The organism is Parapedobacter indicus, from assembly GCF_900113765.1.
GTDB lineage: Bacteria > Bacteroidota > Bacteroidia > Sphingobacteriales > Sphingobacteriaceae > Parapedobacter > Parapedobacter indicus.
In genome coordinates this window covers 1-13,927 of the sequence record NZ_FOQO01000012.1, presented here as the reverse complement: position 1 = coordinate 13,927, position 13,927 = coordinate 1, and the positions used below count along the sequence as shown (strand labels likewise).

The following is a 13,927-nucleotide window of genomic DNA, read 5'->3' as shown; positions in this document are numbered from 1 at the left end:
TGTAACAAGAAAAGCCCGTCTTTGTTTCGAAGACGGGCCGTAATTTTTTTATTTATTACTTTTTACTTTTTAATATACATTACCTCTTTGACGGCTTTCACTACCCGTTCTATACTAGGTAAAGCAGCTTGCAGCAGCGTAGGTGCATAAGGCAACGGAACGTCTGCGGAAGTAATTCGAACGACAGGCGCATCCAAATAATCGAACGCTTCGCGTTGTACCTTGTAGGCAATTTCCGAAGAGATGGAGGCCAAAGGCCACGCTTCTTCTACGATCACCAGGCGATTGGTTGTCTTAACAGAATTGATAATCGCTCCGTAATCAATCGGGCGTACGGTACGCAGATTGATCAAGTCAACGTCGATTCCCTCCTTGGTCAGTTCTTCTACAGCGGGCTGTACAACTCGGGGCAGCATTTTTCCAAATGTGACGACGGTGACATCATTACCTTTCTTGACGGTGTGGGCTTTACCCAATTCCAGGTAATATTCTTCTTCAGGAACCTCTCCTTTATCGCCATACATCACTTCAGACTCCATGAAAATAACCGGATCTGGATCGAGGATGGATTGTTTCAGCAGTCCTTTCGCATCGTATGGATTCGCAGGAACCACTACCTTAAGCCCCGGTGTATTGGCATACCAATTTTCGAAATTCTGGGAGTGTTGCGCCGCCAGTTGACCTGCATTGCCGGTTGGGCCACGGAACACCATTGGAATGGGAAATTGCCCACCACTCATGGAATACATTTTGGCGGCGGAGTTGATTACCTGATCAATAGCAACCAATGAGAAATTGAACGTCATAAATTCAATGATCGGTTTCAGGCCGTTCATAGCAGCTCCAATGCCGATACCTGCAAAGCCAAGCTCAGCGATGGGCGTGTCTATCACCCGTTTGGGGCCAAATTCGTCTAACATACCTTGGCTGACCTTATACGCCCCGTTGTATTCCGCCACTTCTTCCCCCATCAAAAAGATCTTCTCATCTTTACGCATTTCTTCGTTCATGGCCTCACGAAGTGCTTCTCTGAATTGTATTTCTCTCATCCGTTGTATATCGTATCAACTATTTTTCCAGCACGCAAACCTACTACAATTTATTGATATTTTACCCACCTGTCCGTGTCAAATTTTTGTCTTAAACACCACTAGAGGTTGAAAAATGCCCGTAGCCAGCCGTTGAGATTTTCGATAGCCCGCGGAATTTCCCAGTTGGCTTTGTTGCGGCGTTCAACGTAATTTGAAATAGCACGCACCTGGATGGCCGGGAGCCCCAATTGATATGCGCCGTAGAATACCGCCGCTCCTTCCATGCTTTCCGTTTGAGGGTCCAGTCGTTGCACGATTTCTGCGATCGCCGCATCGTTGCCATGTACCTTATTGACTGTAATACCCCGGCACTTAAGCAGGTTGTTGAGTGCCGGATATCCCTGATGGAGTCCTTCAAAAGTAGGTTGCCCAAGCCCCAGCCGATCGCTGTCCAAAAAATCGCCCCCATCTTCAGCGCCTAATTCAGCAAACGTATCCTGATATACGCACACCACGTCGCCCAATGGAATCGAACGGTCAAAACTACCGGCAATGCCGATATTCAGCAACAAATCATAGCGATGGGTGGCTAGCTTTTTTCCCAATGCAAATGCGGTGGCTACCATTCCCACTCCCGTTACCAACACGTCCGTTCCCCTCCGCTGCCATTCGGGTAATCGAAGGAAAGGGCCGATTTCTCCTTCCGTGGCGACTATGATCAGTACGTTCATTCTGACGAATGTACGCAAAAGGAATGGATTTGCTATTTTTCACCTGAATCAGCATGCGACAAATTACTCGGCATGAATGAGTTCACTTTGTCCGGTTTTCGTTACGTTCTTATTTTCAATGGCACACAAGCTTGCTTCGCTGGACACTTCGTGGTTTTACTTCATCAAATCTTCCAACGTTTTGTCGTGCGCCCCAATAATTGCTTTTAACAGGCAATTTAGCTAAGTTTGTTGTCCATGGCTTATCTCAGGTTGCTCTTATTACCCTTTTCTATGTTATATGGCTTGATTGTTTGGATTCGCAATCGGTGTTACGATTGGGGATGGGCCAAAAGCACCGTTTTTAGTAAGCCGGTTATCGTTGTAGGAAACCTAGCCGTAGGCGGCACGGGTAAAAGTCCAATGACGGAGTATTTAGTGAAGCTGCTCAACGGGAAGTATGAGGTGGCCACACTGAGCCGCGGCTACGGGCGGAAGACACGCGGATTTTTAACAGTACCTATTGATGGCACCGTTGAGCAATGTGGTGACGAACCACTTCAGTTCAAACGAAAGTTTCCTCATGTTACGGTAGCCGTCGACGAAAATCGTGTCCGCGGTATCCGGCTGTTGTTTCAAAGTGGCCACGAGGCGGTCATATTGGATGACGCCTATCAACACCGGGCATTGCGGCCGGGATTCGCTATCCTGCTTTTTGACTACCGATCCGTAAGCCAACGTAAGTGGCTGCTGCCAGCGGGCAATTACCGCGATAGCTTCCGAGAACGCCGACGTGCCGACATGGTGGTGATCACCAAGACGCCCCCTGCTGCAACCGAGGGAGAAAAGCAGTGGATTCGCCGTTCTCTTGACTTGCCCCTGCACATACCCGTGCTGTTTTCCAGTATTCACTACAGCCCGTTGGTAAGCTTGCAGCCGGATAAGCATGCAAACGAGGCAATGCTGACAAAAAAACATACGATTCTGCTGGTAACTGGTATTGCCAACCCCATCCCCTTGTACGATTATCTCCAGGAGCAGGTCCAGGAGATTGTTCACATCCGTTATCCAGACCATTATCGGTATACGCTTGCAACCGTGCGAACGATCACGACCCGATTCGATGAAATTCGCAACTCATCCAAATTAGTTATCACAACCGAAAAAGATGCCCAAAGGCTATTGACGCCGGCACTTTCCGGAAGTTTGGCCGATTTACCGGTATACCTGGTGCCGATCCGGGCGCAGTTCGGTGAGCAAGACGAACGCATTCTTCAACAGTTAATACTCGGTTATTGTGCTACTGCCTCAGGGGTTGATTCGGTTTAAATTATTAGTTTTGGAGATGCTAAATAAAGATTCTACAATACGTGACGAAAAGCCCCGTTTGGTGATCGACATGGACGAGGTGATAGCCGATACTTTACATAAATTTTTGGTCCTTTATAATCGCGACTATGGAATCGCAATGGATATTCACCAAGCGCCTGGAAAGGAACTTCATGAAAATCTTCCCGAAAACTTAAACGGCCAATGGAAGATCTATGCCCATGAAAAGGGGTTCTTTAAAGACATCCCACCCATGCCGGGTGCTATCAAAACTGTAAAACAGCTGCAAACGCGCTACAATGTTTACATCGTATCGGCTGCAACGGAATTCAGGAATTCATTGGAAGACAAACTAGATTGGCTAGCACACCATTTTCCGTTTATTCCCTGGACGAACATTGCGTTCACAGGAGATAAAATCGTTGCGGCGGACATCATGATTGACGACCGTATAAAAAATCTTGCTCATTTTTCGGGACGGAGATTACTTTTTTCCTCACCCCACAATTTACTTATTACCGGATATGAGCGGGTAAACAACTGGCAAGAAGTGGCCGAATTGCTACTTTAGGTGTGCCAAGAGTGGCGGTCGCAAAAGCTTCGAAACAGCGATTCAGGTTTACTAAAAAGGCGGCCGACTGAAATAGACCGCCTTTTTGTTTGGTTAACTGGTCTTTAATTTTTTCTGAATATCCTGTACGTATGCTTTGAATTTCTTGTCGGTCTCAATCAGGTCTTCAACCGTCTGACAGGCATAGATGACGGTAGAATGGTCACGGCCTCCAAAGAAAGCGCCAATGGATTTCAACGAGGTCTTTGTATGATTTTTAGCCAAATACATGGAGATTTGCCGGGCCTGCACAATCTCCCGTTTCCTTACTTTTGATTTGACCATTTCGACAGGCACCTCAAAATAATCACATACCAATTTCTGAATATAATCCATCGAAATTTCCTTGTGGGTGTTCCTGATGAAATTTTTCAGCATGGACTTAGCCAGGTTCAGGTCAATTTCCTTTTTGTTCAGCGTAGCCTGGGCCAGTAAAGATACCATCGCGCCTTCGAGTTCGCGAACACTATTATCTATTTGGTTGGCTACGTACTCAATCACGTTGTCTGGCAGTTCGATCCCGTCCGTATACATCTTCTTTTTCAGAATGGCCATACGGGTTTCCAAATCCGGCACCTGCATATCGGCAGAAAGCCCCCACTTAAATCGGCTTAGGAGACGCTCTTCCAACCCAGCGAGATCCTTGGGCGGTTTATCTGAAGTAAGAATAATCTGTTTGCTCGATTGATGCAAATGATTAAAAATATGGAAGAAAATATCCTGCGTCCGCTCCTTACCTGCAAAATTATGCACATCATCCATAATGATCACATCCATTGCTTGGTAGAAATTGACAAAATCGTTAATCGTATTATTTTTCAGGGAGTCGACAAATTGCTGACAAAATTTTTCACAGGATACGTAGATAACCAGCTTATCGGGCAGGTTACGCTTGATTTCATTGCCTATCGCCTGGGCCAAGTGTGTTTTACCCAATCCTACACCTCCATAAATCATTAGCGGATTGAACGACGTACCGCCCGGCTTGCTAGCCACAGCAAATCCTGCAGATCGCGCCAAACGGTTACATTCTCCTTCAATAAAATTATCGAATGTATAATGCTGGTTCAACTGCGGATCCACCTGCAGTTTTTTAAGCCCTGGAATAACAAATGGATTCTTAATATCTTTATTCAAGGCAACAGGAATCGGGATAGATTGCTTCTTGGCCTCGGCCCCATTGCCGCTTGAAGGAATGTTAGTCGTGTAAGGATTGCTTGTAGATGACTTTTCGACGACGATGTTATACTCCAGCCTCCCATTTTCACCCAAATGTTTTTTTATCGTTTTACGAAGCAACCCTACATAGTGCTCTTCAAGCCATTCATAAAAAAACAAACTCGGTACTTGAATAGTCAAAACGTTGCCCTCCAATCGTACAGCCTTAACAGGCTCAAACCAGGTCTTATAACTTTGTGCAGGAATATTATCTTTTATGATCTGCAAACAACTATTCCATACACTCGTGCTCGTTTTTTCCATTCGTTAATTCTTAATAAGTTGATTTACAATAAATGACCGAAAAAATGTTGATAACTTCTCCGTGAAACGAAGATGGCAAAAAAAAATCAGCTAAAAAATTAAAAATTAAAATATCGGATATGCATCTAACAATCAATAAATTAGGTGTAATTTTTTGTAAAAACAGGCCCAGCAATACATCCCATCTAAAAATTGTCAACATTCTATCCTTGTCCCGATTTTTCTGTGGTTTTCCACATGGAAAACATTAAACTTTTCCAGGGATTTTTGCCGATTTCTTACGGGCCACCAGCCAATCGATAACTAATACTGCGACCAGTATCAGTAGTCCGCCCACCTCCCGTGTCTCCTCAATCCAAGGTTTGTCTGCCTTCATGCTTTGTACAAGGTCGCCGGCATGATGGTGCTGAAACCAATCAAGTACGCCATGTTTAAATATAAGGTAATAGATAGCGAAACACAGATAACCTATTACTCCAAGCGCATATGCCCAAGGAAGGTATCTGTTCTTGATTGCCATATAACATATCCAGGCACCATATAAATAGATTGGAATCCAGAGGTAAGGATCATCATCGTTATACTGAAGAATAGCACTGATCACAAATAGAAAGCAAAAAAGGATATTAAAAATTTTCATAATTGGTGAGATAAAGCAATGAATCAAATTTACATAAAAACTTCTAAAACCTTTTCTCCGGTTTGTTGTTTTCCTAGTAAGATGTGCAGGGAGTGCTTGAGCCAATCAGGCTGAGATTAAATCCCCAAAACCTGATCTGGATAATGCCAGCGCAGGAAAAAGCACATTACATACAACAAATGTTGTATAAACCCTATTCCGGCTATGGCTGGAATAGGGTTTTTCCGTAATTTTTTTTGTTAGGCTTCTATTTCCTCGTAAGCACTCATAGGTGGGCAGGCACAGATAAGCGTTCTGTCGCCCAGCGAATCGTTAACTCGTCCTACGCTCGGCCAAAACTTATGGTCACGTACAAAAGGAAGCGGAAAGGCCGCTTGGGATCGTGTATACGGTTTGTCCCAGGTGTCGGCACTCACCATAGCAATCGTATGAGGAGCACCTTTCAACAGGTTGTTCACACGGTCGGATTGCTCCTCTTCAATGACGGCAATCTCATTACGAATAGCGATAAGCGCCTCACAAAAGCGGTCCAGTTCTGCCTTGGACTCCGATTCTGTCGGTTCGACCATCAATGTTCCAGCCACCGGAAAGGATACGGTAGGCGCATGAAAACCGTAATCCATCAGCCGCTTGGCGATATCACTTACTTCAATACCTATGGCTTTAAACGCACGGCAGTCCAGAATCAACTCATGGGCACAACGCCCATTAGCCCCGGCGTACAGTATGGGATAATGGCTTTCCAACCTCGCTTTGAGATAATTGGCATTTAAGATAGCATATTTTGTTGCATTGGTAAGCCCTTCGCTACCCATCATTGCAATGTAGGCATGCGAAATCAATAAAATAGAGGCTGAGCCCCAGGGAGCGGCGGAAACCGCGCTGATTCCCTGTCCTCCGCTCACTTCCACCACTGGGTGGTTTGGCAAAAAAGGAACTAAATGCTCGGCAACTCCGATAGGCCCCATACCCGGACCACCACCGCCATGCGGAATGCAAAACGTCTTGTGCAAATTGAGGTGGCAAACATCCGCCCCAATTAAGCCAGGACTGGTAAGCCCCACCTGAGCATTCATGTTTGCTCCATCCATGTATACCTGACCGCCGCATTGGTGGATAATGTCACATATTTCAACGATCGGTTCTTCAAATACACCGTGTGTAGAAGGGTAGGTGACCATCAACGCCGCTAGATCGGTGGCATGCAGTTGTGCCTTCGTGCGGAGATCTTCGACATCGATATTACCACGTTCGTCGCATTTAACCACCACTACCTGCATTCCTGCCATAGTGGCCGATGCCGGGTTAGTTCCGTGTGCGGACGATGGTATAAGCACCACATCGCGATGTGAATCTCCACGGCTTTCGTGGTACGCGCGAATAACCATTAGCCCCGCATATTCGCCCTGCGCTCCCGAATTGGGTTGGAAGCTGACTTTGGCAAAGCCTGTGATTTCGCTTAGCCACTGATTTAGCTCGTTGATAACCTGCATATAGCCGCCGATTTGATCGGTTGGGGCAAAGGGATGCAAGCCTCCAAAAGCGGGCCAGGTAATAGGCACCATTTCTGTAGTGGCGTTTAGTTTCATCGTACAGGAGCCCAATGGAATCATGGAGTGACAAAGCGAAAGATCCTTGGCCTCCAGCGATTTGATGTAGCGTAGCATCTCGTGCTCGGAGTGATAACTGTTGAATACCGGATGCGTAAGGTATGCCGACGTACGGCACAATGCCTCTGGAATAGCAGATGAAGCGTTTGACGCCAGGGCTGCTAAATCTACGTCATTGAGTGTTTTACCTTTCAGCTTGGCAAATATCCGAACGAGCGTTTCGATGTCCTCATACGTGGTTGTCTCGTCGATTGCAATACCAGCCAGGGTACCTTGGTAATGGAGGTTCACTTCGTTGTTAAGCGCCTCTGCGTGAAGCGGACCTATAAGTTCTCCGAGCTCCACACGCAACGTGTCGAAGTAGGTTTCGTTTAGCTGTGCATATCCCAGTTGTCGCAGTGCACCGTCCAACAACGCAGCCAATGCATGTATACGCTCAGCAATTTGCTTTAGGCCCTTGGGACCATGATAGGCAGCGTAAAAGCCAGCCATAATAGCTAGCAGTGCTTGTGCCGTACAGATATTGGAAGATGCTTTGTCGCGACGGATATGTTGTTCACGCGTCTGTAACGCCATACGGAGTGCGTAGTCGCCATTGGTATCCACGGTAACCCCGATAATCCGTCCGGGAACATTTCGCTTGTAAACTTCTTTCGTTGCAAAATACGCAGCATGGGGCCCTCCGAATCCCATCGGGATACCGAAGCGCTGTGTGCTGCCGACGACCACATCGGCTCCCCATTCCCCGGGGGCGGTTAACAAGGTCAAACTTATTAAATCGGCTGCGGCGCAAACCGAGATGTTACGGTTATGCAATTGGCTTACCAGCTCCCGGTAATCGGAAACCGTACCGTCTCCCGCTGGATATTGTACCAATACGCCGAAAATTTGGTCGCTATCGGGAATGTCTTGAACATTGCCGACCAACAGCTCAATGCCGTAGGATTGTGACCGGGTATGTAATACATCCAGGGTCTGTGGGAAAATGGTTTCCGACACAAAATATTGATTAGCGGTCTTGTTCTTACGGACCAAATATTGCATAAACATCGCTTCGGCTGCGGCCGTTGCTTCATCCAGTAACGATGCATTGGCAATTTCCATACCTGTAAGGTCGATGACCATCGTTTGGAAGTTCAGCAATGCCTGCAACCGCCCTTGGGCGATTTCCGCTTGGTAAGGCGTGTATTGTGTATACCATCCCGGATTCTCGAACACGTTGCGTTGGATTACACCGGGAAGAACCACATCGTAATATCCCTGTCCGATATACGATTTAAAAACTTTGTTCTTGTCGGCCACTGCCTTCATCTTACGCAGATAGGCGGTTTCCGCTTGGGCACTAGGCAAATGCAGCGGTTGTGTTGCCCGGATTTGTGCGGGCAGCGTTTCATCAATCAGTTCATCCAGATGGCTAACGCCTAGGTGATCTAACATTGCGGCGGTTTCATCGGTGCTTGGCCCGATGTGCCGTTCCTCGAATTTTTCCTGAAAATGTATCTTACTCATGTGGACGTATCACTACCCGGGTGCAGCCACGGTGCTTGCCAGCAAGCAAACGGTAGTTTTTTCGGGTGCAAAGATACGGATTTTGGAACGGGATTTAAAGGGTGCGGTATTTTTTGAAAAATAGCAAATGAAACATAAAAAAATAGGTTGCCAACCAAAAAGCGGCAACCTATTTTTTCGGTGTGATCCGTATTACGCCAATATCCGTACCGGTTCTTCCAGCAGCGATTTAAGCGTTTGCAAAAATGCAGCTCCGGTAGCACCATCCACCACGCGGTGATCACATGTAAGTGTCACTTTCATGATGTTACCGGGAACAATCTGTCCATTTTTTACCACCGGCACTTGGTCGATGCCACCGATTGCCAAAATGCAGGAATCTGGGGCGTTGATAATTGCAGTAAATTCATCGATGCCAAACATGCCCAGGTTGGAGACGGTAAATGTAGAGCCTTCCCAATCCGCTGGCTGCAACTTTTTGGCTTTCGCCCGTTGCGCAAACTCTTTTACCTCGGCCGAAATGTGTGACAGCGATTTGCCATCGGCAAAACGGACAACAGGCACCAACAGTCCTTCATCCACAGCTACGGCCACGCCAACGTTCACATGCTCGTTGTAGCGGATCTTATCGCCCTGCCACGAAGCGTTGACGGCAGGATGCTGTTTCAGCGCTACCGCAGCAGCTTTAATCACGAGGTCATTAAACGATACCTTTACGGGCGCGACTTCATTGATTTTGGCCCTTGCTTGGATAGCGCTGTCCATATCAACCTTCATGGTGAGGTAAAAATGCGGGATGACAAATGTCTCGGAAAGCCGTCGACTGATGGTTTTCCGCATTTGGGTAACCGGCTTTTCTGTATAACGTTCCTCGCCTATGTATTGTGGAATACTGACGGTTGTTGCCGCCGCTGGGACCGCTGTTTTGGCTGATTCCGCTGGAGCTGCACCGGCCTTTGCAGCCGGAGTATACGATTCGACATCTTTCTTAATAATGCGTCCACCGTCGCCCGTGCCTTTCACGTCACTCAGGCTGACCCCCTTATCTTTTGCAACTTTCCTAGCCAATGGTGATGCCTTAACCCGTGAATCGTCTGCCGACGCCCCCTCCACTTTTTCCTTACTTTCGGTAGTTTGTGGTGCTTTGGACTCCGTGGATTCCGCCGTTTTTTCACCTCCTTCTTCAGCTGGCTTTTCCGCTTTGCCGGATTTAGTAGCCGAACTTTTGAGGAGGGGAGTCACATCGGTGCCCTCCTTGCCTACTATCGCGATGATGTCATTGACCTTCGCGGCCTGCCCTTTTTCCACACCGATGTACAGCAACGTTCCATCAGCGTAAGCAGTCACTTCCATCGTGGCTTTGTCGGTTTCTACATCGGCGATGACATCGTCACTCTTGATGGTGTCGCCTACTTTGAAATGCCACTCGGCTATGACGCCCTCGGTCATCGTGTCACTCAACAACGGCATGGTAATGACCGTAGCGCCCAACGATTCGGCCGTCACCGCTTCGCCTCCATCCGATTCCGGCTCCTTGCTTTCCGCGGTTTCCTTGGGGGCGGCTTCTTCTTTCTCTTTTTTCTCTTTTTTGTCGCCACTGTCTTCACTTGCACCGTTCAGCAATGCCTTATAATCTTCCCCTTCTTCGCCGAGAACGGCAATTACTGCGTCAACGGGCACGGCTTCGCCTTCCTTGGGGCCGATATATAATAAAGTTCCTTCCTGATAAGATTCGAAGTCCATGGTGGCTTTATCAGTTTCCACCTCCGCTATCAGATCGCCGGAACTGACCTTGTCGCCTACTTTTTTGTGCCACTTAGCGATCACCCCTTCGGTCATGGTATCGCTCATTTTTGGCATTTTTACTACTTCAGCCATGTTATATTGCGGTTAATCTTTATGTATGTTAGCTACTTCAACTTGTTCAATCCGTGATATAAGGATAATCGTCCTGCACATATACATCTTTGTATAGTTCCTCGAGTTCGGGATAAGGCGACTCTTCGGCAAATTTGACACATTCATCAATGGTCTTTTTTACTTCGGCCTCTACTTCAGCAAACCACTCCTCGTTGGCATATTTCTTATTTACGATCGCCGCTTTGGTTGTAATCAACGGATCTCGGCCCTTGTATTCCTCCAATTCTTCTTTGGTACGATATTTAGCCGGGTCAGACATGGAGTGACCTTTATAACGGTAGGTGCGCATCTCCAGGAAGGTAGGTCCCTCACCACTCCGGGCGCGCTGTACGGCTTCGTCCATCGCATTATGAACGGCAATCACGTCCATACCGTCCACAGGTGCACTGGGCATGTCAAAACCGAGTCCCATTTTGTAAATATCGATCATGTTGGTCGTGCGGGCTACGGATGTCCCCATAGCGTAACCGTTGTTTTCACAAACAAAAATAACTGGCAGTTTCCAAAGCATAGCCATATTCAATGCCTCATTGAAAGCACCTTGCCTTACGGCACCGTCGCCCATGTAACATACACATACGTTATCGGTTCCGTTGTATTTTTCTGCAAACGCGATGCCTGCGCCGAGCGGAATCTGGCCGCCCACAATACCATGCCCGCCCATGAATTTATGTTCTTTGCTGAAAAAGTGCATCGAGCCGCCCTTGCCTTTTGAGCATCCGGTTTTTTTGCCGAAAAGCTCTGCCATGGCTGCATTGGCTGAAACACCCTTGGCAATCGCATGTGCGTGGTCGCGGTAGGCCGTGATCATCGAATCTTCTGGCCGCAACACCGACATGGCCCCTGCCACCACGGCTTCCTGACCTATATAGAGATGACAAAATCCCCTAATCTTCTGCTGCCCATACAACTGCCCGGCTTTTTCTTCAAATTTACGCATAAGCAGCATCAGCTTATACCACTCCAGGTAGGTCTCTTTCTTTATCGGTGTCGAACTCATTTCAACAGTTATAGATTACAAATTTTTGGAAGGCAAACTTAGACAAAATTGTTGTTATATGCAATCTGCGGAAGTGTCATATCTTCGAAATGGACTACTATTTATAACGTTCTTGTCATTTTCCCGCAATTGGCTATTGGTATTCGTTACAAATTGTCTTAACTTTATTTACTTTTTGATTTTTCAGCACCCACAGATGAACCCACGCAAACACACATTAAATGCGAAGCATTTGACCCTTTTAACGATTGCTGTATTGGTTTTTTCGGCTTTCGCTGCGGTCAAAGATGATTTATTTCTTATCAGTAAAAATCTAGATATTTTTTCGGCAGTATACCGGCAGATAAGCCTCAATTATGTCGAAGAAACCGACCCCAATGCGCTTATCAAGACAGCTGTGGATGCGATGTTAGACGATCTTGATCCTTATACCGAATATGTACAGGAAACAGAGGTGGAAGAATACAAGCTGAAGTATGTGGATACCAAGTACGGAGGTATCGGTGCTGCTATTTTTGAACGCGATGGGCACATTTTTCTGTCTGAGCTGTATGCGGGATACCCGGCAGACGAAGCAGGTTTGACGACCGGCGACGAGCTAGTAAGCATCAACGGTGTTGCCTTGGAGAATACATCAACGGCCGAGGTAAGTAACCTGTTGCGGGGAGCCGAACACAGCCAAATACGGCTTCAGGTGAGGAAACCGGGAGAAACCGCCTCCACACCGCTGACGCTAACCCGCAGGATTGTCAGACAACCCAATGTGAGTCATGCGGTGTTGTTAGACAAAGGAATCGGTTACATCAAGCTAGACAAGTTTTTGGAGCAATCGGCAAAAGAAATGGAAACGGCCTTTTATAGCTTACAGGAAAAGGGCCGTCTTAAAGGTCTAATTATCGACTTGCGCGACAATGGTGGCGGGATTTTACAGGAAGCTGTAAAGATTGTCAATCTCTTTATTCCGCAAGGAGAATTGGTAGTCAGCCAAAAAGGAAAAAACGCCACTAAAACGCACAGCTATCGTACAATGGCCAAACCCATAGCCCCTACGGTTCCCCTGGCCATATTGATTAACGGACGTTCCGCATCCGCAGCCGAAATCGTAGCCGGCGCCTTACAAGATCTGGACAGGGCAGTGATTGTCGGCGAAAGGAGTTTTGGTAAAGGGCTTGTGCAACAAACATTTAATATCCCATACAACAACCTGATAAAAGTAACCGTGGCAAAATATTATACGCCTTCCGGACGGTGTATACAAGCCCTTGATTTTGTTCACCGCGATGATAACGGTGCCTATGCACGGGTATCTGATTCATTGCTCAATGCATTTAATACAAAAAATGGGCGGACCGTCTACGATGGCAGTGGCATTTATCCGGATATTACTGTATTTGAACCGCAGTACAGCCCCATTATCCAGACCCTGTCTGAACACTATCTCATCTTTGACTACGCTACCGCTTTCAGACAGTCACATGCCCGAATCGCCGACGCAGATAAATTTGAGGTCGATGAAACACTGTACTCCGATTTCATTCATTTTCTGGAAAATAAGGATTATCAGTATGCCACAAAAACGGAGGCGTCACTTAATGAGCTGAAGGCCTTGGCAGAAACAGAAAAAAAACCGGGGGAACTCATTGAAGAGCTAGAAATTTTAGCCGAAAAAATCTATCAAAGCAAGCAACAAGATCTCTTGGTACACCGTGAAGAGATTAAAAAGATACTGGGCAATGAGATTGTATCCCGGTATTATTATAAGAAGGGACGGACGGCTTTTTCTTTCAAATATGATGATCAGTTGCAACGTGCCAAAGCCCTTTTAAGCAATGGTACCGTTCAATATTACAGCATCTTAGCCGGTGAAGGAAAATACAAAACCATTGGCCGCCCGGAAACTTTTCTAGCCTCAACCGAAACAACGAATTAAAGATTCGTGTCATATTTTGGCTTCGTAATAGGCGACTTCGTGAAGCCATCTATTACCTCGCCTATTCCCCGATCGCGTAATAGGTGAATCCCAGGTCGGCCAGCCGGTTGTCAGCGAGCAGCTTCCTGCCATCGAACACGAAAGCGGGTTTCATCA

The 13,927-nt window shown here is 46.9% G+C and carries 10 protein-coding genes and 1 riboswitch; of the genes, 3 read left to right on the top strand and 7 right to left on the bottom strand.

The window, feature by feature from the left end:
- Positions 1-62: 62 nt before the first annotated feature.
- Both BMZ56_RS21155 and mqnB read right to left on the bottom strand, forming a co-directional pair.
- The gene (locus BMZ56_RS21155; RefSeq protein ID WP_090630516.1) at positions 63-1,049 is read right to left on the bottom strand and encodes a pyruvate dehydrogenase complex E1 component subunit beta; all 987 of its coding nucleotides are present in this window, start codon (positions 1,047-1,049) and stop codon (positions 63-65) included.
- Positions 1,050-1,150: 101 nt separating this feature from the next.
- Complete coding sequence (gene mqnB, locus BMZ56_RS21150) at positions 1,151-1,762, bottom strand: futalosine hydrolase (protein ID WP_090630513.1); 612 nt, start codon at positions 1,760-1,762, stop codon at positions 1,151-1,153.
- 237 nt (positions 1,763-1,999) lie between these two features.
- Here mqnB and lpxK point away from each other — a divergent pair, with 237 nt between their 5' ends.
- Both lpxK and BMZ56_RS21140 read left to right on the top strand, forming a co-directional pair.
- Entirely contained in the window at positions 2,000-3,070 is a 1,071-nt protein-coding gene (gene lpxK / locus BMZ56_RS21145) for a tetraacyldisaccharide 4'-kinase (RefSeq protein WP_090630510.1), read from the top strand.
- 16 nt (positions 3,071-3,086) lie between these two features.
- Positions 3,087-3,641, top strand: a complete 555-nt coding sequence (locus tag BMZ56_RS21140) for a 5' nucleotidase, NT5C type (RefSeq protein WP_245893345.1) — start codon at positions 3,087-3,089, stop codon at positions 3,639-3,641.
- 93 nt (positions 3,642-3,734) lie between these two features.
- Here the strand turns inward: BMZ56_RS21140 and dnaA are convergent, their stop codons facing one another.
- The 5 genes from dnaA to pdhA all read right to left on the bottom strand — a co-directional run bounded on the left by dnaA (position 3,735) and on the right by pdhA (position 11,841).
- Complete coding sequence (dnaA, locus tag BMZ56_RS21135) at positions 3,735-5,162, bottom strand: chromosomal replication initiator protein DnaA (protein WP_090630506.1); 1,428 nt, start codon at positions 5,160-5,162, stop codon at positions 3,735-3,737.
- A gap of 247 nt (positions 5,163-5,409) precedes the next feature.
- A complete protein-coding gene (locus tag BMZ56_RS21130) occupies positions 5,410-5,802 on the bottom strand; it encodes a transmembrane 220 family protein (protein ID WP_090630503.1) in 393 nt (130 codons plus the stop codon).
- 78 nt (positions 5,803-5,880) lie between these two features.
- Positions 5,881-5,979, top strand: a riboswitch (TPP riboswitch).
- Positions 5,980-6,041: 62 nt separating this feature from the next.
- Positions 6,042-8,921 carry an aminomethyl-transferring glycine dehydrogenase gene (gene gcvP / locus BMZ56_RS21125; protein WP_090630500.1) on the bottom strand — a complete coding sequence of 960 codons (2,880 nt, stop codon included), beginning with the start codon at positions 8,919-8,921 and terminating at the stop codon, positions 6,042-6,044.
- A 192-nt stretch (positions 8,922-9,113) separates the two neighbouring features.
- Complete coding sequence (locus BMZ56_RS21120; protein ID WP_090630498.1) at positions 9,114-10,799, bottom strand: pyruvate dehydrogenase complex dihydrolipoamide acetyltransferase; 1,686 nt, start codon at positions 10,797-10,799, stop codon at positions 9,114-9,116.
- 46 nt (positions 10,800-10,845) lie between these two features.
- Positions 10,846-11,841: a pyruvate dehydrogenase (acetyl-transferring) E1 component subunit alpha gene (gene pdhA / locus BMZ56_RS21115; protein WP_090630495.1), complete on the bottom strand. Its 996-nt coding sequence runs from the start codon at positions 11,839-11,841 to the stop codon at positions 10,846-10,848.
- Positions 11,842-12,037: 196 nt separating this feature from the next.
- On the opposite strand from pdhA, the gene BMZ56_RS21110 reads away from it, so the two are divergent.
- Positions 12,038-13,771 (top strand): S41 family peptidase, encoded by a 1,734-nt coding sequence (locus tag BMZ56_RS21110; RefSeq protein WP_090630491.1) that lies wholly within the window; start codon positions 12,038-12,040, stop codon positions 13,769-13,771.
- The last annotated feature ends 156 nt before the right edge of the window (positions 13,772-13,927 follow it).

Coding starts and splice junctions, on each gene's coding strand:
- BMZ56_RS21155 (WP_090630516.1), bottom strand. CDS start 1,049: ATGAGAGAAATACAATTCAGAGAAGCACTTCGTGAGGCCATGAACGAA.
- pdhA (WP_090630495.1), bottom strand. CDS start 11,841: ATGAGTTCGACACCGATAAAGAAAGAGACCTACCTGGAGTGGTATAAG.
- lpxK (WP_090630510.1), top strand. CDS start 2,000: ATGGCTTATCTCAGGTTGCTCTTATTACCCTTTTCTATGTTATATGGC.
- BMZ56_RS21140 (WP_245893345.1), top strand. CDS start 3,087: ATGCTAAATAAAGATTCTACAATACGTGACGAAAAGCCCCGTTTGGTG.
- BMZ56_RS21120 (WP_090630498.1), bottom strand. CDS start 10,799: ATGGCTGAAGTAGTAAAAATGCCAAAAATGAGCGATACCATGACCGAA.
- mqnB (WP_090630513.1), bottom strand. CDS start 1,762: ATGAACGTACTGATCATAGTCGCCACGGAAGGAGAAATCGGCCCTTTC.
- dnaA (WP_090630506.1), bottom strand. CDS start 5,162: ATGGAAAAAACGAGCACGAGTGTATGGAATAGTTGTTTGCAGATCATA.
- BMZ56_RS21110 (WP_090630491.1), top strand. CDS start 12,038: ATGAACCCACGCAAACACACATTAAATGCGAAGCATTTGACCCTTTTA.
- BMZ56_RS21130 (WP_090630503.1), bottom strand. CDS start 5,802: ATGAAAATTTTTAATATCCTTTTTTGCTTTCTATTTGTGATCAGTGCT.
- gcvP (WP_090630500.1), bottom strand. CDS start 8,921: ATGAGTAAGATACATTTTCAGGAAAAATTCGAGGAACGGCACATCGGG.